The sequence below is a fragment of the Streptomyces massasporeus genome, assembly GCF_014648995.1.
In the GTDB taxonomy this organism is placed as follows: Bacteria; Actinomycetota; Actinomycetes; order Streptomycetales; family Streptomycetaceae; genus Streptomyces; species Streptomyces massasporeus.
Map to the genome: position 1 here is coordinate 166,492 of NZ_BMSE01000013.1, position 17,803 is coordinate 184,294.

General features: G+C 71.8%; 17 protein-coding genes. 13 read left to right on the forward strand and 4 right to left on the reverse strand.

The annotated features are described in order from the left end of the window. The first annotated feature begins 14 nt into the window (after positions 1–14). From IE153_RS26520 to IE153_RS26535, 4 genes are all read left to right on the forward strand, one after another. The gene (locus IE153_RS26520; protein WP_189592374.1) at positions 15–1,217 is read left to right on the forward strand and encodes an allantoate amidohydrolase; all 1,203 of its coding nucleotides are present in this window, start codon (positions 15–17) and stop codon (positions 1,215–1,217) included. Next, a complete protein-coding gene (locus tag IE153_RS26525) occupies positions 1,208–2,560 on the forward strand; it encodes a formimidoylglutamate deiminase (RefSeq protein WP_189592320.1) in 1,353 nt (450 codons plus the stop codon). Before IE153_RS26520 ends, IE153_RS26525 begins: the two co-directional genes overlap by 10 nt. Next, complete coding sequence (gene hutI / locus IE153_RS26530; RefSeq protein WP_189592321.1) at positions 2,557–3,852, forward strand: imidazolonepropionase; 1,296 nt, start codon at positions 2,557–2,559, stop codon at positions 3,850–3,852. Before IE153_RS26525 ends, hutI begins: the two co-directional genes overlap by 4 nt. A 66-nt stretch (positions 3,853–3,918) precedes the next feature. Beyond that, complete coding sequence (locus tag IE153_RS26535; protein WP_189592375.1) at positions 3,919–4,254, forward strand: hypothetical protein; 336 nt, start codon at positions 3,919–3,921, stop codon at positions 4,252–4,254. 87 nt (positions 4,255–4,341) lie between these two features. Here IE153_RS26535 and IE153_RS26540 read toward each other — a convergent pair whose 3' ends face one another. Continuing rightward, entirely contained in the window at positions 4,342–5,256 is a 915-nt protein-coding gene (locus tag IE153_RS26540; protein WP_189592322.1) for an RNA polymerase sigma factor SigF, read from the reverse strand. A 250-nt stretch (positions 5,257–5,506) separates the two neighbouring features. On the opposite strand from IE153_RS26540, the gene IE153_RS26545 reads away from it, so the two are divergent. From IE153_RS26545 to IE153_RS26560, 4 genes are all read left to right on the forward strand, one after another. Continuing rightward, positions 5,507–5,884, forward strand: a complete 378-nt coding sequence (locus IE153_RS26545) for an STAS domain-containing protein (RefSeq protein ID WP_031102780.1) — start codon at positions 5,507–5,509, stop codon at positions 5,882–5,884. A 243-nt stretch (positions 5,885–6,127) separates the two neighbouring features. Further along, positions 6,128–6,682: an ATP-binding protein gene (locus IE153_RS26550; protein WP_097217036.1), complete on the forward strand. Its 555-nt coding sequence runs from the start codon at positions 6,128–6,130 to the stop codon at positions 6,680–6,682. A 308-nt stretch (positions 6,683–6,990) separates the two neighbouring features. Beyond that, complete coding sequence (locus IE153_RS26555) at positions 6,991–7,692, forward strand: LPXTG cell wall anchor domain-containing protein (protein ID WP_189592323.1); 702 nt, start codon at positions 6,991–6,993, stop codon at positions 7,690–7,692. Between the two features lie 386 nt (positions 7,693–8,078). Then, positions 8,079–9,068, forward strand: coding sequence for a hypothetical protein (locus tag IE153_RS26560; RefSeq protein ID WP_189592324.1), 990 nt, complete (start codon positions 8,079–8,081; stop codon positions 9,066–9,068). Between the two features lie 58 nt (positions 9,069–9,126). Here IE153_RS26560 and IE153_RS26565 read toward each other — a convergent pair whose 3' ends face one another. Next, positions 9,127–10,632: a peptide MFS transporter gene (locus IE153_RS26565; RefSeq protein ID WP_189592325.1), complete on the reverse strand. Its 1,506-nt coding sequence runs from the start codon at positions 10,630–10,632 to the stop codon at positions 9,127–9,129. 516 nt (positions 10,633–11,148) lie between these two features. Between IE153_RS26565 and IE153_RS26570 the strand changes: the two genes are divergently transcribed. Continuing rightward, complete coding sequence (locus tag IE153_RS26570) at positions 11,149–11,826, forward strand: response regulator transcription factor (RefSeq protein WP_030844734.1); 678 nt, start codon at positions 11,149–11,151, stop codon at positions 11,824–11,826. A gap of 28 nt (positions 11,827–11,854) precedes the next feature. Then, positions 11,855–13,129: a sensor histidine kinase gene (locus tag IE153_RS26575; protein ID WP_189592326.1), complete on the forward strand. Its 1,275-nt coding sequence runs from the start codon at positions 11,855–11,857 to the stop codon at positions 13,127–13,129. A gap of 21 nt (positions 13,130–13,150) precedes the next feature. On the opposite strand, the gene IE153_RS26580 is transcribed toward IE153_RS26575, so the two are convergent. Further along, positions 13,151–13,663, reverse strand: a complete 513-nt coding sequence (locus IE153_RS26580; protein ID WP_189592327.1) for a GtrA family protein — start codon at positions 13,661–13,663, stop codon at positions 13,151–13,153. 163 nt (positions 13,664–13,826) lie between these two features. Between IE153_RS26580 and IE153_RS26585 the strand changes: the two genes are divergently transcribed. Genes IE153_RS26585 through IE153_RS26595 form a run of 3 tightly spaced genes read left to right on the forward strand, consistent with a single transcriptional unit; the run spans position 13,827 to position 16,719 of the window. After that, on the forward strand, positions 13,827–15,002 hold the full coding sequence (locus IE153_RS26585) for a 5-(carboxyamino)imidazole ribonucleotide synthase (protein WP_189592328.1): 1,176 nt from the start codon (positions 13,827–13,829) through the stop codon (positions 15,000–15,002). Further along, a complete protein-coding gene (purE, locus tag IE153_RS26590; RefSeq protein WP_003990723.1) occupies positions 14,999–15,526 on the forward strand; it encodes a 5-(carboxyamino)imidazole ribonucleotide mutase in 528 nt (175 codons plus the stop codon). Before IE153_RS26585 ends, purE begins: the two co-directional genes overlap by 4 nt. Positions 15,527–15,531: 5 nt before the next feature. Continuing rightward, complete coding sequence (locus IE153_RS26595; RefSeq protein ID WP_189592329.1) at positions 15,532–16,719, forward strand: dipeptidase; 1,188 nt, start codon at positions 15,532–15,534, stop codon at positions 16,717–16,719. Here the strand turns inward: IE153_RS26595 and IE153_RS26600 are convergent. After that, complete coding sequence (locus IE153_RS26600) at positions 16,659–17,801, reverse strand: alkene reductase (RefSeq protein WP_189592330.1); 1,143 nt, start codon at positions 17,799–17,801, stop codon at positions 16,659–16,661. The two genes, IE153_RS26595 and IE153_RS26600, sit on opposite strands and share 61 nt — an antisense overlap. Between the last annotated feature and the right edge of the window lie 2 nt (positions 17,802–17,803).

A 17,803-nucleotide genomic window follows, 5' to 3' on the forward strand; every position in this document is an offset into this window, starting at 1 on the left:
GCTCCTTCCACCAGATGTGGCGCGAGCTGCTCCCCCTCGGGCGGCACCCCGGCTCCGGCGGCTACCGGCGGTTCGCCTGGACCGCGATCGACGGTGAATGCCGGGCCTGGTTCGAAGAGCAGGCCACGGCCCGCGGGCTGCGCCACGAGGTCGACCGGAACGGCAACCAGTGGGCCTGGCTCGGGGACCCCGCCGAGGGCGACGCCGTCGTCACCGGCTCGCACCTCGACTCCGTGCCGGACGGCGGAGCCTTCGACGGCCCCCTCGGCGTCGTGTCCGCCTTCGCCGCGCTGGACGAGCTGCGCCGCAGGGACGCCCGCCTCACCCGGCCCCTCGCCATCGTGAACTTCGGCGACGAGGAGGGCGCCCGGTTCGGGCTCGCCTGCGTCGGGTCCCGGCTCACCGCCGGGCAGCTCACCCGAGAGCAGGCGCACCGCCTCACCGACGGTGACGGCGTGACGCTGCCCCGGGCCATGGAGGCGGCCGGATACGACCCGGACGCCGTCGGGCCGGACCCCGAACGGCTCGCCCGCATCGGCGCCTTCGTCGAACTGCACGTCGAACAGGGCCGGGCCCTAGACCTGTCCGGCGACCGGGTCGGCCTCGCCAGCGCGATCTGGCCGCACGGCCGCTGGCGGTTCGACTTCCGCGGCGAGGCCAACCACGCCGGCACCACCCGGCTCGCCGACCGCCACGACCCCATGCTGTCCTACGCCGAGACCGTCCTCGCCGCCCGGCGCGAGGCCGAACTCGCCGGGGCCGTCGCCACCTTCGGCAAGATCGCCGTCGAACCCAACGGCGTCAACGCCATCCCCTCCCTGGTGCGCGGCTGGCTCGACTCCCGGGCCGAGGACCAGATGAGCCTCGACACCGTGGTCGGCGGCATCGAGAAGGCGGCCCGGAGTTACGCGGACGCCCACGGCATCGACCTCGACATCGTCCGCGAGTCCTTCACCCCCGTCGTCGAGTTCGACCACGCCCTGCGCGACGAACTCGCCCGCATCCTCGGCACGGACACCGACCTCACGGTCCCCGTCCTCGGCACCGGCGCGGGACACGACGCCGGGATCCTGTCCGGGAGCATCCCGACCGCCATGCTGTTCGTGCGCAACCCCACCGGCGTCTCCCACTCCCCGGCCGAGTCCGCGAGCGAGGACGACTGCGTGGCGGGGGTACTCGCACTCGCCGACGTACTGGAAGGACTGGCGTGCAGGTGACGACAGCAGCCCCGCGGACGTACTGGCTGGAGCACGCCTGGCTCGGCACGAATGTCGAGCCGGGTGTTGCCCTCGACGTCGCGGACGGCCGCATCACCGCCGTCCGCACCGGCACCCCCGCCCCGCCTCCCGGCGCCGAGGTCCTGCGCGGGCTCACCATGCCCGGCCTGGCCAACGCCCACAGCCACGCCTTCCACCGCGCCCTGCGCGGCACCGTCCAGGTCGGCTCCGGCACCTTCTGGACCTGGCGCGAGGTCATGTACGCCACGGCCGGCCGGCTCACCCCGGACAGCTACCACGCCCTCGCCCGCGCCGTGTACGCCGAGATGGCGCTGGCCGGCATCACGGCCGTCGGCGAGTTCCACTACGTCCACCACGCCCCCGGCGGCACCCCCTACGCCGACCCCAACGCCATGGGCGAGGCCCTCATCGCGGCCGCCGCCGAGGCCGGCATCCGCATCACCCTCCTCGACACCGCCTACCTCTCCTCCGGCTTCGGACAGCCCCCCACCGCCCACCAGCTCCGCTTCTCCGACGGCGACGCCGAGGCCTGGGCCGCACGCTGTTCACTTCTCAAGGAACGGGATCACGCGCGGATCGGAGCGGCGATCCACTCCGTACGGGCCGTGCCCGCCGACCAGTTGGAGACCGTCGCACGGTGGGCCGAGGAGCGGCGGGCTCCGCTCCATGTGCACCTGTCCGAGCAGACCGCCGAGAACGAGGCGTGCCGGGAGGTCCACGGCTGCACCCCGACCCAGCTCCTCGCCCTGCACGGCGTCCTCGGACCGCGCACCACGGGCGTCCACAACACCCACCTCACCGCCGAGGACGTCTCTCTCATCGGCGGCAGCGGCACCGGTACCTGCATGTGCCCGACCACCGAGCGGGACCTCGCGGACGGCATCGGACCGGCCGTCGCCCTGCAGAACGAGGGCTCCCCGCTCTCCCTCGGCTCCGACAGCCACGCCGTCATCGACCTGCTCGAAGAGGCGCGGGCCATGGAACTGAACGAGCGGCTGCGCACCCGCACCCGGGGTCACTGGACGGCGGCGGCCCTGCTGCGGGCGGCCTCGGCCGACGGCCACGCGGCCCTCGGCTGGGAGGACGCGGGCGCCCTGGAGACCGGCGCGCTCGCCGACTTCACCACCATCGCGCTCGACTCGGTCAGGACGGCAGGGCCGCTTCCACGGCTCGGGGCCGAGACGGCCGTATTCGCTGCGTCGGCAGCAGACGTGTCGCATACGGTCGTGGGTGGTCGGCACGTCGTACGGGACGGGGTCCACTCCCTCGTACCGGACGTGCCGCGAGCCCTCGCGGACGCCGTCGAAGCCCTGCGCGGATGACCCCGGGCCGCCCGCCCGCGCGGCCCGGCTCCGCCCCCGAACCCGACCCCACCGCCGACCAGGCCACCAAGGACGCCATGAGCAACGCGACGACCGTCAGCCCCGCCCACTCCGCGAGCACCGCAAGCACGCTCATCACGAACATCGCCAGCCTGGTCACCAACGACCCCTCCCTCGGTGACGGATCCCCCCTCGGACTGGTCCAGGACGCGGCCGTCGTCATCGAGGGCGACCGCGTCGTGTGGACCGGTGATCAAAGCAAAGCACCAGCCACTGACAATCGGGTCGACGCCGGTGGCCGGGCGGTCATCCCCGGCTTCGTGGACTCCCACTCCCACCTCGTCTTCGCGGGCGACCGGACGCAGGAGTTCAACGCCCGGATGTCCGGGCGGCCGTACAGCGCCGGCGGCATCCGCACCACCGTCGCGGCGACGCGGGCGGCGAGCGACGAGGAACTCGAGGCCAACGTCACCCGTTACCTCGCCGAAGGCCTCCGTCAGGGCACCACCACCTTCGAGACGAAGTCCGGCTACGGCCTGACCGTCGAGGACGAGGCCCGCGCCCTGCGCATCGCCGCCGCCCACACCGACGAGGTCACCTTCCTCGGCGCCCACATCGTCCCGCCGGACCACGCCGAGGACCCGGCCGGCTATGTCGCCCTGGTCACCGGCGAGATGCTGGACGCCTGCGCCCCGCACGCCCGCTGGATCGACGTCTTCTGCGAGAAGGGCGCCTTCGACGGCGACCAGGCCCGCGCGATCCTCACCGCCGGCAAGGCGAAGGGCCTGCACCCCCGCATCCACGCCAACCAGCTCTCCTACGGCCCCGGTGTGCAGCTCGCCGTCGAGCTCGACGCGGCCAGCGCCGACCACTGCACCCACCTCACGGACGCGGACGTGGACGCCCTGGCCGGCGGCCGTACGGTCGCCACCCTGCTGCCCGGCGCCGAGTTCTCCACGCGCGCCGCATGGCCGGACGCCCGGCGGCTGCTCGACGCGGGTGTCACGGTCGCGCTGTCCACGGACTGCAACCCCGGCTCGTCCTTCACCTCGTCCGTCCCGTTCTGCATCGCCCTGGCCGTACGGGACATGGGGATGACCCCCGACGAGGCCGTGTGGTCGGCGACCGCGGGCGGCGCGGCGGCCCTGCGGCGCGACGACGTCGGCCGCCTCACCCCGGGCGCGTACGCGGACCTGACGCTCCTCGACGCCCCGAGCCACGTCCATCTGGCCTACCGGCCCGGCGTCCCGCTGGTCAGCGGGGTGTGGCGGCGCGGAGAGCGTGTGGTGTGATCACCGGCCCGCGATAATGCGATGCCGCGTCGGACGACGACCGGCATCGGCGGAGGGCGGGGACCCATGGGGCGGGGACGGTTGGCGAAGCACTGGTCGGCACCACTCGTGGTGAACGTACTGCTCGGGATCCCGGGCGTGGTGCCGTTCTGGCTGCTCTGGTACCTCGCGGCGAACGGGCCGCTCGCCGCGGCCGGCTGGACCGTGCGGGAACCCACCGAGAACGACGGCATGGCCCTCTGGCTCGTGATCGTCGTCCCCGTCGTCACGCTCTACGGCCTGATCTGGTGGCTCGCCAACATGCCGCTACGGCGCCGGACGGCACTCGCCCCGCACACCTACTGGCTGCTGAGCCTGACGGCCCCGCTGCTGCCGGCGGCAGCGCTGTTCCTCAACTCCTGATCGGGCCGCCGCCGACCACCGGTGGCACGCGCCCGGGGGCGGGCCGTCCGGCCCGCCCCCGAGGGACACGTACACCAGGGTCGAGGATCACTCCTCGACGGTCAGCCCCTTGCGCAGCCGCACCAGCGTCCGCGACAGCAGACGCGAGACGTGCATCTGCGAGATGCCGAGCTCTTCGCCGATCTCCGACTGGGTCATGCCCGCGACGAACCGCAGGGACAGGATCTTCCGGTCGCGCGGCGGCAGTTCCGCGATCAGCGGCTTCAACGACTCGACGTACTCGATGCCTTCGAGCCCGTGGTCCTCGTAGCCGATGCGGTCCGCGAGCGCGCCCTCGGAGTCGTCCTCCTCCGGCTGGGCGTCCAGCGAGGAGGCGGTGTAGGCGTTCGACGCCGCCATGCCCTCGACGACCTCGTCGTTGGAGATCCCGAGACGCTCCGCCAGCTCGGCCACCGTGGGGGCGCGGTCGAGCTTCTGGGACAGTTCGTCCCCGGCCTTGGCCAGGTCGAGCCGCAGCTCCTGGAGTCGGCGCGGAACGCGCACGGACCACGAGGTGTCACGGAAGAAGCGCTTGATCTCGCCGATGATGGTCGGCATCGCGAACGTGGGGAACTCCACACCGCGGGACAGCTCGAAGCGGTCGATCGCCTTGATCAGGCCGATGGTGCCGACCTGGATGATGTCCTCCATCGGCTCGCTGCGGGAGCGGAACCGGGAGGCGGCGAACTTGACCAGCGCGAGGTTCAGTTCGACGAGCGTGTTGCGGACGTACGAGTACGCATGGGTCCCTTCCTCCAGCGTCTCCAGACGCTCGAAGAGGGTCTTGGACAGCGCCCGGGCGTCGACCGCGTCGACTTCCTCGTAGGGCGGGATGTCCGGAAGTCCGGAGAGAAGGCCGTCCTGTGTGACGAGCATCTCGATCTGCTCGATGGGATCCAGATGTTCCGGAGGGGGTGTCGACGTCGCTTTGTGGGTAGGCGATCCGTCGAGCCGGGGTGACATGATGTCCTCCATCGTTCTCGGCATTTGGCTGCCGGAGCCGTTAGGTGCACTGCGGTGTGCGGCGCCTCCAAAGCCGGCCGTGTCGGGTACGTGTCTTTACTAGGCCTACCCGCTTTCCGGAGCCCACCGCAAGTGCGTTCTGTGAGCATATGTCCGTTTGTGTGTAGTTGTTCGGGTGTCGGACCGTGTGGGGAAGGCGTAGTGTTCGAGTGCGTCAGCAACCACCTCGACGTCGGGAGAGAGAGACGGCATGGACCGCGGGACGGTCGGCAGCGCACAGTCTGGCCGGCTTCTGGTGGAGGTGCGGGAAGAGGGCTCTAGTGCCGTCGTGACCCCGGCGGGTGAGTTGGATCACCACACCGCCGATTTGTTGCGTGAGCCACTCGAGGACTGCCTCGCCAAGGGATTCAAGCGCCTGGTCATCGATTGCGCACGCCTGGAGTTCTGTGACTCCACGGGACTCAACGTGCTCCTCGGGGCGCGGCTGAAGGCGGAGGCCGCCGGTGGCGGCGTCTCGCTCGCCGGCATGCAGCCGGTGGTGGCGCGCGTGTTCGAGATCACGGGCGCGGATGCGGTCTTCAGCGTCCACGACTCGCTCGAGGCGGCCCTGGCCGACGAGTCGGGCTGACCGGCGGTGCGTCGGCGCGCGGTGCCTCGGCCATCCCTCTGTGACCGGCGTCCCAGCCCCCTCACGTCTTTCGTGCCGAATACATGGGTGTTCAGTCGGTCCGCCAGGGCAGGAGACATCCTGAGCGTGTCGGTCGCCAGGGTGACGGGGGCGCCGCGAAACCGACGTGCCGCGCACGGCGTGACCGACTGTGTAGTGAATTTTTTGAATCATGAACTGGTGAATCGGTGAGGTGAAGCGCTGATGAGCACCACCCGGCCTTACCCGCCGGGCGACCGCGGGCCGGAGCCCAGCGGCGCTTCCGGGGCGTCCGAGGGTGGCGTAGCGGCGGCAGGTGCGGCCGGCGAGGGCGTGGACGCGCCGTCCGGAGCCGCGGCGCCGCCGGGCGGTCGGCAGGTGCGCCGGCTGAGCTTCGAGGACGAGAGCGGCGTGGTTCCGCTGGCCCGCGACTTCACCCGCCAGGCGTTGTACGCGTGGGGCTGGCTGCCCGCCGCCTCCGCCGACCAGCGGGCCGCCGCCGAGGACGTGCTGCTGGTCGTCTCCGAGTTGGTCACCAATGCCTGTCTGCACGCCGAGGGGCCGGACCAGCTGCGGATCACCTGCGACAACAAGGTGATCCGTGTGGAGGTCGCCGACCGGGGTACCGGTCAGCCCGCCCCCCGCACCCCGCACCGCGCGGGGCGCCCGGGCGGTCACGGCATGTTCATCGTCCAGCGCCTGTGCCTGGACTGGGGCGTCGTCCGTACGCCGGGGGTCTCCGGCAAGACGGTCTGGGCGGAACTGGGCGCACCCGCCTGATCGCGGGGCGTACGCGTCCGGCCGCGGCATGTAACCGACTGGCCTCGAGGTTTGCTTGTCCGATCACGGGCATTCCTGTCCGATCTCGGGCATACGTGCTGATCTCGGGCCTCGGCGGGCGCCCCGGGGTGCGTCCGAACGGGTGACCGCTGCACCGGACCGTCGCCGCACATCCCCTCATGCGTCACTCACCCCCCGCCGGATCCCCACGGATCCGGCGCGCACTGTGTCTTCCTTCCTCAAGGCCCCGGGCGTACCTTGACGGCCCGATCTGATACGCCGTCAGGAACAGGAAGGGGAGCGGCACCGTGTCGTACCGGAAACGAACCGCCGCACTCGCGTCCACCGCGGCCCTGGCCGGCTCGGCGGTGTGGATGGCCGCCCCCGTCGCCCGGGCCGAGGTCGTCGACGTCAACTACCAGTGCAAGACGCCGATCGGCGACAAAAGTGCCGTCTCGCCCATCGACATCAAGGGCGTCAAGAGCGGCAGTGGCTACCGGATCACGATGTCCTGGCAGAAGGGCGTCTCCTCCAGCCCGGTCGAACTGGGCAAGGGCGCGATGACGTCGAGCGCCACCATCGCCCTGGGCGGCGCGGACAGCGGCACCCTCGCGGTGTCCGGCCCCGCCAACGACGCCGCGATTCCCGCCAACACGCCCATCAAGATCAGCGATCTGAGCGGCACGTACACGCCGAAGAAGAGCGGCGAGGTCACCTTCACGGCCGGTGTGCTCACCATCAAGGCGCTCGGCACGACGACCACGTGCACCCCGACGAACGACCCGGGCCCGTCCCTCACGCTGGACGTCAGCGCCGGGAGCGGTGGCGGCGCCGGCGGTTCCGCCCAGGGCGGTGGCTCCGGGGCGGACACCGGTGCCGGACTTCCGCAGACCGGGCCCGAGGACTCGGCCGTCGCCCTCGGCACCCTCGGCGGCACGGTCCTGCTCGCCGGCGCTGCGGGCGCTCTATGGCTGACGCGGCGTCATCAGGGGGTTCGGGCGGGCCGTTGACCGCCATGCACCCCTCCTGGCGGGTGCGCCGCTGAGCGCAGGACCGCATGGGGGCGGTCTGGCCGACCTCCCGCACGCCACTGGTCTGGTCGTACGCCCGCACGACAGAACTGCACGCCGCTGGTCTGGTCGTACGCCCGCTCCGCAGCACCCCCCGCCGTCGGTCTGGTCGTCAGCCGGCAAAGCAGCACCGTCCGCCGCCGGCCTGGCCGTACGCCGGCACCGCACGACCGCCGGAGCCACCGGTCCGGCCGCACACGCGCACGGCACGACCGCTGCCACCGGTCCGGCCGCACATGCGCCCCGCACCGCAGCACCGCACGCCTCAGCACCGCCCCCGCCCGGTCCGGCCGCCTGCCCGCACCGCACGACCGCTGGAGCCGCCGATGCCGTCCGTCGTCCGTCTTCCGTACGTCTCCCTGCCGGTTCTGCTCGCGCTGCTGCTGGTCCTGGCGGGCGCCGGGTCCGTCGGGGCGGTGGACCGGCCCGCCGTCGAGTTGTCCAAGTCCCACGCGGGAACGGGCGGTTCGATCACCGTCAGCGGCAGCGGCTGGCGGCCCCGTGCCCTGCTGACGCTTCTCGTGTGCGGGCAGGCCGAGCCGAAGCGGGGGGTCACCGGCGGCACCAACTCCTGCGCCAACTCCGACGGCCGGGCCGTCACGACCGGCGCCGACGGGCGCTTCCGCCGCGCCCTGCCCGTGGTGGAGCCGCCCGTGCCCTGCCCCTGCGTGGTCCACGTGGCCACGGTGACCGGACGCGGGGCCGAGGCCGACGCGGCACTCCAGGTCGCCGGGCACGCCGTCGAGCCGCTGCCCGCGGAAGCGGCCGGCGGCCGGCTGTCCCTGCTCGCTGACACCCGGTTGCGGGGCTCCGGCGGTCTGCTGACCTGGTTCGGCTCCCCGCCCGCCCGGACCCTCGTGGTCACCGTCGGCAACGTCGGCACGTCCCCCGTGAAGAACCCGGTCTTCCAGGTCGGCACCTCACACGGCGTGTTCGCCCCGCAGTGGCAGGACCAGCGGTGGCGCGGCACGATCCGCCCGGGCGGCAGGGCCCGCATCGAGCTGCCCGTGGAGCTCGGGGCCGGGGCGCACGGGGACTACACCGTGTCGCTGAAGTACGGCGGCAAGGTGCTCGCCGAGCACCCCTGGGGCGTGGGACGGCCCTGGGGCGTGACCCTGTTCTGGGTCCTCGTCCTGCTGGTCGTGCCGGTGGCGTTGTTCCGCGCGGGCCTGGCCGTGATCGACCACCTGCGACCGCGCCGCCCCGGCCACGCGGCCCGCCCGCCTCGCCGGGTGTGGCCGCCCGTGGCCCGCCGGGCCTCCGCCGAGCCCTGGTTCGTCCCGGACGCCGACCCTCCGCGTTCGACCGGGACATGAGGAAGGGCCGCCGCACCCGGGGTGCGACGGCCCTTCCCGAGGAGTCAGGCGGCGGTGATCAGCGGACGTCGCCCATCATGGCCTTGACCTTCTTGCGGTACATGTACACCGCGAAGCCGGCGACCACGGCGAGCGCCGCCTCCAGCGCCACGAAGCCCGTCTTGTCGAGGTTGACCCCGCCGACGGCCGGGTTGGACAGCAGCGCGGTGACGGAGTCGCCCGCGGTGACCGCGAGGAACCAGACGCCCATCATCTGCGAGGCGTACTTCGCCGGTGCCATCTTCGTCGTCACGGACAGCCCCACCGGGGACAGCGTCAGCTCGCCGACGGTCTGCACGAAGTAGATCGCGACCAGCCACATCGCCGCGGCCTTGTGGCCGCCCTCGGCGATCGACAGCGGGGCGAGGAAGAGGAAGAAGGACGCACCCACCAGCACCAGACCGGAGGCGAACTTCACGATGGTGCTGGGCTCCTGGCCGCGCCGGTTCAGCCACAGCCACAGCCAGGCGAAGACGGGCGCCAGCGCCATGATCAGGACCGGGTTGACCGACTGGTACCAGGAGACCGGGAACTCCCAGCCGAAGATCGTGTTGTCGGCGCTCTTCTCGGCGAACAGCGACAGGGTCGAGCCGCCCTGGTCGTAGATCATCCAGAACACGGCGGCGGCGACGAAGAACCAGATGTACGCCGAGACCTTCGACCGCTCGCCCGAGTCCAGGTCCTTGTCGCGCATGATGCGGGAGATGACCAGGATCGGCACGATCAGGCCGAGGAGCGTGAGCGGGATCAGCGCCCAGTTCAGGGTGAAGTGGCCCGTGCCGCCGACGAGGCCGTAGAAGACCACGGCGATGGCCAGCCAGATCAGGCCCTTGCGCAGGGTGGACGCCTTCTCGGCGGGCGTCAGCGGGGTCGGGACCAGGCTGCTCTTCGCGTCCAGGTGGCGGCTGCCGAGCAGGAACTGGACGAGGCCCAGCGCCATGCCGAGCGCGGCCAGCGCGAAGCCCAGGTGCCAGTCGACGTTCTCACCGACGGTGCCGATGACCAGCGGCGCGATGAAGGCGCCGAGGTTGATGCCGATGTAGAAGACCGTGAAGCCACCGTCGCGGCGCGGGTCCTCCGGGCCGTCGTAGAGGTGGCCGACCATCGTGGAGATGTTGGCCTTCAGCAGACCGGAACCGATGGCGACCAGACCCAGGCCGACATAGAAGCTCGCGGCGGCGGGCAGCGCCAGGCACAGGTGGCCGAGCATGATGACCACGCCCGCGACGGCGACCGTCTTGCGGGGGCCGAGCACACGGTCGGCGAACCAGCCGCCGGGCAGGGTGAGCAGGTACACCAGCGACAGGTACACGGCGTAGATCGCCGTCGCCGTGCCCGCCGGCAGATGCAGGCCACCCGGGGCCACCAGGTACAGCGGGAGCAGGGCCCTCATGCCGTAGTAGGAGAAGCGCTCCCACATCTCGGTCATGAACAGAGTGGCCAGTCCGCGGGGGTGGCCGAAGAAGGTCTTCTCGGAACCGGGGGTGCCCGGTCGGGCCGAGTCCTTCGTCAGGCTGGACGCCATGGTCGTTCCTTGCTGCTCGGGACGCGCCCCGCGGCAGCGGTGGTGCGCCCGGTGGGGGGCTGCCGGCACCGGTGGGTACGGCCGTCCGTCCGACGCCTACGGGGGGCCGCTCCGGGTCACGAAGCGGTGGGCGGTCGCCACCGGGATCCACGCCTCTACGCGCGTCGCCGCACTACGAGGCCCGGCCACAGGTCGTTTCACGTTGGGGGCCGGCGGGAACCGGCCCGCACACAAAAGAGACCCTCAGGGCAAACGGCCTCCGAAGGTCGCCGTGGTGCTACAGGCGTTGAATCACCATACGGCAGGACACCGCCGCATATGGAAGGGCTTGAGACACGGATCACAGGTGTCGACGGAACCGTGCGCCCGGTTTCCAAGGTCCTTACCAGGATCGCACCCCACAGGCAGAGGTTCGTGCGCGTACCCGCGGTACGTAAGAACCGGGTATGCCAGCGGTAAGAATCAAGGCTTCCGGTCACACCCCAGCTCAGGGCGCCGCAGGTCTACCATCACCTCATGACCCGTGTACTGCTCGCCGAGGACGATGCGTCCATCTCGGAGCCGCTGGCCCGTGCTCTGCGCCGGGAGGGCTACGAGGTCGAGGTCCGCGAGGACGGACCCACCGCTCTCGACGCCGGACTGCAGGGCGGAGTCGACCTGGTCGTGCTCGACCTCGGTCTGCCCGGCATGGACGGTCTGGAGGTGGCCCGCCGCCTGCGGGGCGAAGGCCACGCCATCCCGATCCTCATCCTGACCGCGCGCGCCGACGAGGTGGACACCGTCGTCGGGCTCGACGCGGGTGCCGACGACTACGTCACCAAGCCGTTCCGGCTCGCCGAACTCCTCGCGCGCGTGCGGGCCCTGCTCCGGCGCGGCGCCTCCGAGCCGCAGCAGCCGCCCGCCACGCACGGCGTGCGCATCGACGTCGAGTCGCACCGCGCATGGATGGGCGAGGAAGAGCTCCAGCTCACCGCCAAGGAGTTCGACCTGCTGCGGGTGCTGGTGCGCGACGCGGGCCGGGTCGTTACCCGCGACCAGCTGATGCGGGAGGTCTGGGACACGACGTGGTGGTCGTCGACCAAGACCCTCGACATGCACATCTCCTGGCTGCGCAAGAAGCTCGGCGACGACGCGGCCAACCCCCGCTACATCGCCACCGTGCGCGGTGTGGGTTTCCGTTTCGAGAAGAGCTGAGCCGCGAGGCGGGCTCGGGTAACAGGACATGCGTCGCCGACTGATCCAGTCCACGCTCGCCGTGGTGCTCGTCGTGATCGCCGTCTTCGGCGTCTCCCTCGTCATCGTCGAGACCCGGACGATCAGCAACAGCGCCCAGGAACGGGTGGAGTCCGAAGCCGTCCGGCTCGCCAGCATCGTCGACAGCCGGCTCTTCGGAGCGCAGCAGGTCGACGCCGAGGTGCTGCGCGACCAGGTCACGCAGAACCGCTACTACGCGGTGATCCGTATCCCCGGGGAGTCGCCCATCGAGGTGGGCACGAAGCCCGCCGGGGACGTCATCAGCGCGACCGCGCCCGGCGAGGAGGGCGAGACCGTCACCGTCCAGGAGCCGCGCTCCTCGGTGACCCGTGAGGTCGGCCGGACCCTGCTGATCATCGCGTTGGTCGCGCTGCTGGCGGTGGTGGCCGCGGTCCTGCTGGCCGTCCGCCAGGCGAACCGGCTGGCGTCGCCGCTGACCGACCTCGCGGAGACGGCCGAGCGGCTCGGCTCGGGCGATCCACGGCCCCGGCACAAGCGGTACGGGGTGCCCGAGCTGGACCGGGTGGCGGACGTGCTGGACGGCTCCGCCGAGCGCATCGCCCGCATGCTGACCGCCGAACGCCGACTGGCCGCGGACGCCTCCCACCAGCTGCGCACGCCGCTGACGGCGCTGTCGATGCGGCTGGAGGAGATCACCCTCACCGACGACCCGGACACGGTGAAGGAGGAGGCGACGATCGCGCTGACGCAGGTCGAGCGGCTCACCGACGTCGTGGAACGGCTGCTGACGAACTCCCGCGATCCGCGCACCGGCTCCGCCGTCTCCTTCGACCTCGACGAGGTCATCCAGCAGCAGCTCGCGGAGTGGCGTCCGGCGTACCGCAGCGCGGGCCGGGCGATCGTCAGCTCCGGCAAACGGCATCTGCGCGCGGTGGGCACGCCCGGCGCGGTCGCGCAGGTCCTGGCCGCGCTGATCGAGAACTCCCTCATGCACGGCGGCGGCACGGTGGCCCTGCGCACCCGCGTCACCGGCAACCAGGCCGTCATCGAGGTCACGGACGAGGGCCCCGGCATCCCCGCCGACCTCGGCGCCCGGATCTTCGAGCGGGCGATCAGCGGCCGCAACTCCACGGGCATCGGTTTGGCCGTGGCCCGCGACCTGGCCGAGGCCGACGGCGGCCGCCTGGAAATGCTCCAGACCAAGCCCCCGATCTTCGGCCTGTTCCTGTCCCGCACCCCCCTGCACAAGCCCGAGGACGACGAGGAACCGACGGTCCGCTAGGGGCGGCCCGGGCCCGGAGGGCTACGGCACCTGCTGCTTCGTCTTCGGGGGGACGGCCTGCTCGTTCCGGAGGACCGGGGCCGGGGCCGGGGGAGCGGGCGTCTCGCGGGCGGGGAGCGCCTGGAAGACCCAGGAGCGGTAGGACCAGAAGCGGAACAGCGTCGCGATGCCGATGCCCAGGAACTTGAAGACGTTGTTCTGGAGCGGGGTGTTCCAGCCGAAGCCGTACGTGGCCGCGTACAGGACGCCGTTCTCGATGACCAGGCCGATCGCGCTGAACAGCAGGAAGAGAGTCATCTCACGCGTGCGGCGGCTCTTGTCGCGGTCGCGGTACGTGAAGTAGCGGAAGCCGACGTAGTTGAAGACGATCGCGACGACGGTCGCGATCACGCTCGCGCGCACCACCTGGAGGTCGGTGGTGTGCCGCACCAGGTTGAAGACGGCGAGGTTGACCAGCACCCCGGCACCGCCCACCGCGCCGAACTTGGCGACTTCGCGGACGATCCGCCGGAGCCGAGATGCACCATGTCCCATGGTCGTGCAGGCCCCCGTCCGGTCGTCGGCGTCAACCCAGCCATGCTAACCACCCTCCCGCGCGATCTTCCTGCGGATGCCGGTGGAGGGCCGGAGATGGTCCGGACGGCCCCGGGGAGGGACGGGAAACCGGCCACCCTGGCGCGGCCGATACCCTGAGGGAGTGACGTTCCCCGTAGTCGGCATGGTCGGCGGTGGCCAGCTCGCTCGTATGACACACGAGGCGGGCATCCCGCTGGGCATCAGGTTCAAGCTCCTCAGTGACACCCCGCAGGACTCCGCTGCGCAGGTCGTGAGCGATGTCGTCGTCGGCGACTATCGCGACCTCGACACGCTGCGCGAGTTCGCCCGGGGGTGCGATGTGATCACCTTCGATCACGAACACGTACCCACCGAGCACCTCCGGGCCCTGGAGGCGGACGGCATCCCCGTGCGCCCCGGCCCCGACGCGCTCGTGCACGCCCAGGACAAGGGGGTGATGCGCGCGAAGCTCGACGCGATCGGCGTTCCCTGCCCCCGGCACAGGATCGTGTCCGATCCGCAGGACGTGGCCGCCTTCGCGGCCGAGGGCGGTGGGGGCACCTCCCGCTCGAGCGAAGCCGAGAGTGGGGGATTCCCGGTCGTCCTCAAGACCGTCCGCGGCGGCTACGACGGCAAGGGCGTGTGGGTCGTCGACTCCGTCGAGGAGGCCGCAGAACCGTTCAAGGCCGGTGTCCCCGTGCTCGCCGAGGAGAAGGTCGACTTCCTGCGCGAGCTCGCCGCCAATGTGGTCCGCTCCCCGCACGGCCAGGCCGTGGCCTACCCGGTCGTGGAGTCCCGCCAGGTCAACGGCGTCTGCGACACGGTCGTGGCCCCGGCGCCCGACCTCGACGAGGCCCTCGCCCTGGAGGCCTCCGAGATGGCGCTGAACATCGCCAAGGAGCTCGGCGTCGTCGGCCACCTCGCGGTCGAGCTGTTCCAGACCCGCGATGGCCGCATCCTCGTCAACGAGCTCGCGATGCGCCCCCACAACTCCGGCCACTGGTCGATGGACGGCGCCGTCACCAGCCAGTTCGCCAACCACGTCCGGGCGGTCCTGGACCTGCCCCTCGGCGACCCGCGCCCGCGCGCCGCGTGGACAGTCATGGTCAACGTCCTCGGCGGCGACTACCCGGACATGTACTCCGCGTACCTGCACTGCATGGCCCGCGACCCCCAGCTCAAGATCCACATGTACGGCAAGGACGTGAAGCCCGGCCGCAAGGTCGGTCACGTCAACACCTACGGCGACGACCTGGACGACGTGCTGGAGCGCGCCCGTCACGCAGCCGGCTACCTGAGAGGCACCATCACCGAATGAGCCCTGTTGTTGGCATCGTCATGGGGTCGGACTCCGACTGGCCCGTCATGGAGGCCGCCGCCAAGGCCCTCGACGAGTTCGAGATCGCCTACGAGGTCGACGTCGTCTCCGCGCACCGCATGCCGCGCGAGATGGTCGCCTACGGCGAGCAGGCCGACGCCCGCGGGCTCAAGGTGATCATCGCCGGGGCGGGCGGCGCCGCCCACCTGCCCGGCATGCTCGCCTCCGTGACCCCGCTGCCCGTCATCGGCGTGCCCGTGCCGCTGAAGTACCTCGACGGCATGGACAGCCTCCTGTCCATCGTGCAGATGCCGGCCGGTGTCCCCGTTGCCACCGTCTCCGTCGCCGGTGCCCGCAACGCCGGTCTGCTGGCGGCCCGCATCCTCGCCGCGCACGACGAGGAACTGCGCGGCCGGATGCGCGACTTCCAGCAGGAGCTGAACGACCAGGCCACCGAGAAGGGCAAGCGCCTGCGCTCCAAGGTCGAGGGCTCGGGCGGATTCGGCTTCGGCGCGGGGAAGTGACGACGATGACCTCCCAGGAGGCAGCCCGGGAACTCCTGCGCGAGTTCCCGGTCGTCGACGGCCACAACGACCTGCCCTGGGCGCTGCGCGAGCAGGTCCGCTACGACCTCGACGCCCGCGACATCGCCGCCGACCAGAGCGCCCATCTGCACACCGACATCCCCCGGCTGCGCGCGGGCGGGGTCGGCGCCCAGTACTGGTCGGTGTACGTCCGCACGGACGCGCCCGACCCGGTCGCCGCCACGCTCGAACAGATCGACTGCGTACGGCAGTTGCTGGCCCGCCACCCCGAGGACCTGCGCCCCGCGCTCACCGCCGCCGACATGGAGGCCGCGCGCGGGGAGGGGCGTATCGCCTCCCTCATGGGAGCGGAGGGCGGCCACTCCATCGCCAACTCCCTGGGCACCCTGCGCGGCCTGCACAACCTCGGTGTGCGATACATGACCCTCACCCACAACGACAACGTCGACTGGGCGGACTCCGCGACCGACGAGCCGAAGGCCGGTGGTCTGACCGCGTTCGGCCGTGAGGTCGTCCGGGAGATGAACCGGCTCGGCATGCTCGTCGACCTCTCCCACGTGGCGGCGACGACCATGCGGGACGCGCTCGACGCGAGCTCCGCCCCGGTGATCTTCTCCCACTCCTCCGCCCGGGCCGTGTGCGACCACCCGCGCAACGTTCCCGACGACGTCCTGGAGCGGCTGCCCGCCAACGGCGGCATGGCGATGGTGACGTTCGTGCCGAAGTTCGTGCTCCAGGCGGCCGTGGACTGGACGGCCGCGGCCGACGAGAACATGCGCGCACACGGCTTCCATCACCTCGACACCACCGCGGAGGCCATGAAGGTCCACCGCGCCTTCGAGGAGCGGCACCCGCGGCCGGTCGCGACGGTGTCGACGGTCGCCGACCACCTGGACCACATGCGCGAGGCGGCCGGCATCGACCACCTCGGCATCGGCGGCGACTACGACGGCACGGCCTTCACGCCCGACGGCCTCGCCGACGTCTCCGGCTACCCCAACCTCCTCGCCGAACTGCTCGACCGCGGCTGGTCCAAGGCCGATCTGGCAAAGCTGACCTGGAAGAACGCGGTCCGGGTGCTGGACGCGGCGGAGGACGTGGCCCGGGGGCTTCAGGCGACGCGGTCGCCGTCCAACGCCACGATCGAGTCGCTGGACGCGTCCGCCGGCTGATCGTCGAGGGCGGGGTAGTCGGTGTAGCCGGTCGCCCCGCCCACGTACATGAAGTACCGGTCGCGCATCTCGTTGAGCGGCGCCCCGAGCCGCAGCCGCGCCACCAGGTCGGGGTTGGCGAGGAAGGGCCGGCCGAGCGCGATCAGATCGGCACCGGCGGCCAGCAGTGCCTCGGACGCCCGGCGCACCTCCCGCGTGGTGAACTCGCTCAGCACCGGGTTGCCGATGAGCACGCCCGGCCAGGCGGCGCGCACCGCACGGAACACCTCCGTGTCCGGGTCGGAGCGCACCAGGTGCAGATACGCGAGTCCCAGCCCGCCCAGCCGCTCGGCGAGCGCCGGGTAGAGCTCCTCCGTCTCGCCCTCCGCGATGCCGTTGACCGTGTTGCCGGGGGAGACCCGCAGCCCCGTCCGCCCGGCCCCGATCTCGGCGGCCACGGCCTCGGTCACCTCGGCCGTGAACCGGATCCGGGCGGCGACGGAACCGCCGTAGCCGTCGGTGCGGAGATTGGTGTTGCGGGCGAGGAACTGGTGCAGCAGATGGCCGTTGGCGGAGTGCACCTCGACGCCCTCGAACCCGGCGTGGATCGCGTTGCGGGCGGCCTTCGCGAAGTCGGCGACGGTGGTGCGGATGTCCTCGCCGGTCATCTCCCGGGGGACGACGGCCGGCAGTCGCCCCTGCGGCGTGTGGATGGTCTCGGGCAGCGGGACGGGCGAGGGCGCCAGCGGCGTGAGCCCGCTGGTCGCGGGGTGGCCGACCCGGCCGCCGTGCTGGAGCTGGAGGAACATCCGCCCGCCCGCGTCCCGTACGGCGTCCGTGACCTGCCGCCAGCCGGCCACGTGGGCCGGACTGTGGATGGCGGCGATGTCGGGGTACGTCTGACCGACCGCGTTCGGTGTCGAGGCCTCGGCGATGATCAGCCCGGCCGAGGCGCGCTGGGCGTAGTACTCGGCCATGAGCGGGGTCGGGGTGCCGTCCGCGCCGGCGCGGTTGCGGGTCAGCGGAGCCATCACCAGACGGCTGGGCAGGTCCAGCCCGGGGAGACGAGCCGGTGCGAAGAGTGCTGTCGTGTGCTGCGTCATAC

Coding starts and splice junctions, on each gene's coding strand:
- IE153_RS26520 (WP_189592374.1), top strand. CDS start 15: ATGTGGCGCGAGCTGCTCCCCCTCGGGCGGCACCCCGGCTCCGGCGGC.
- hutI (WP_189592321.1), top strand. CDS start 2,557: ATGACCCCGGGCCGCCCGCCCGCGCGGCCCGGCTCCGCCCCCGAACCC.
- IE153_RS26535 (WP_189592375.1), top strand. CDS start 3,919: ATGGGGCGGGGACGGTTGGCGAAGCACTGGTCGGCACCACTCGTGGTG.
- IE153_RS26540 (WP_189592322.1), bottom strand. CDS start 5,256: ATGTCACCCCGGCTCGACGGATCGCCTACCCACAAAGCGACGTCGACA.
- IE153_RS26545 (WP_031102780.1), top strand. CDS start 5,507: ATGGACCGCGGGACGGTCGGCAGCGCACAGTCTGGCCGGCTTCTGGTG.
- IE153_RS26550 (WP_097217036.1), top strand. CDS start 6,128: ATGAGCACCACCCGGCCTTACCCGCCGGGCGACCGCGGGCCGGAGCCC.
- IE153_RS26560 (WP_189592324.1), top strand. CDS start 8,079: ATGCCGTCCGTCGTCCGTCTTCCGTACGTCTCCCTGCCGGTTCTGCTC.
- IE153_RS26565 (WP_189592325.1), bottom strand. CDS start 10,632: ATGGCGTCCAGCCTGACGAAGGACTCGGCCCGACCGGGCACCCCCGGT.
- IE153_RS26570 (WP_030844734.1), top strand. CDS start 11,149: ATGACCCGTGTACTGCTCGCCGAGGACGATGCGTCCATCTCGGAGCCG.
- IE153_RS26575 (WP_189592326.1), top strand. CDS start 11,855: ATGCGTCGCCGACTGATCCAGTCCACGCTCGCCGTGGTGCTCGTCGTG.
- IE153_RS26580 (WP_189592327.1), bottom strand. CDS start 13,663: ATGGGACATGGTGCATCTCGGCTCCGGCGGATCGTCCGCGAAGTCGCC.
- purE (WP_003990723.1), top strand. CDS start 14,999: ATGAGCCCTGTTGTTGGCATCGTCATGGGGTCGGACTCCGACTGGCCC.
- IE153_RS26595 (WP_189592329.1), top strand. CDS start 15,532: ATGACCTCCCAGGAGGCAGCCCGGGAACTCCTGCGCGAGTTCCCGGTC.
- IE153_RS26600 (WP_189592330.1), bottom strand. CDS start 17,801: ATGACGCAGCACACGACAGCACTCTTCGCACCGGCTCGTCTCCCCGGG.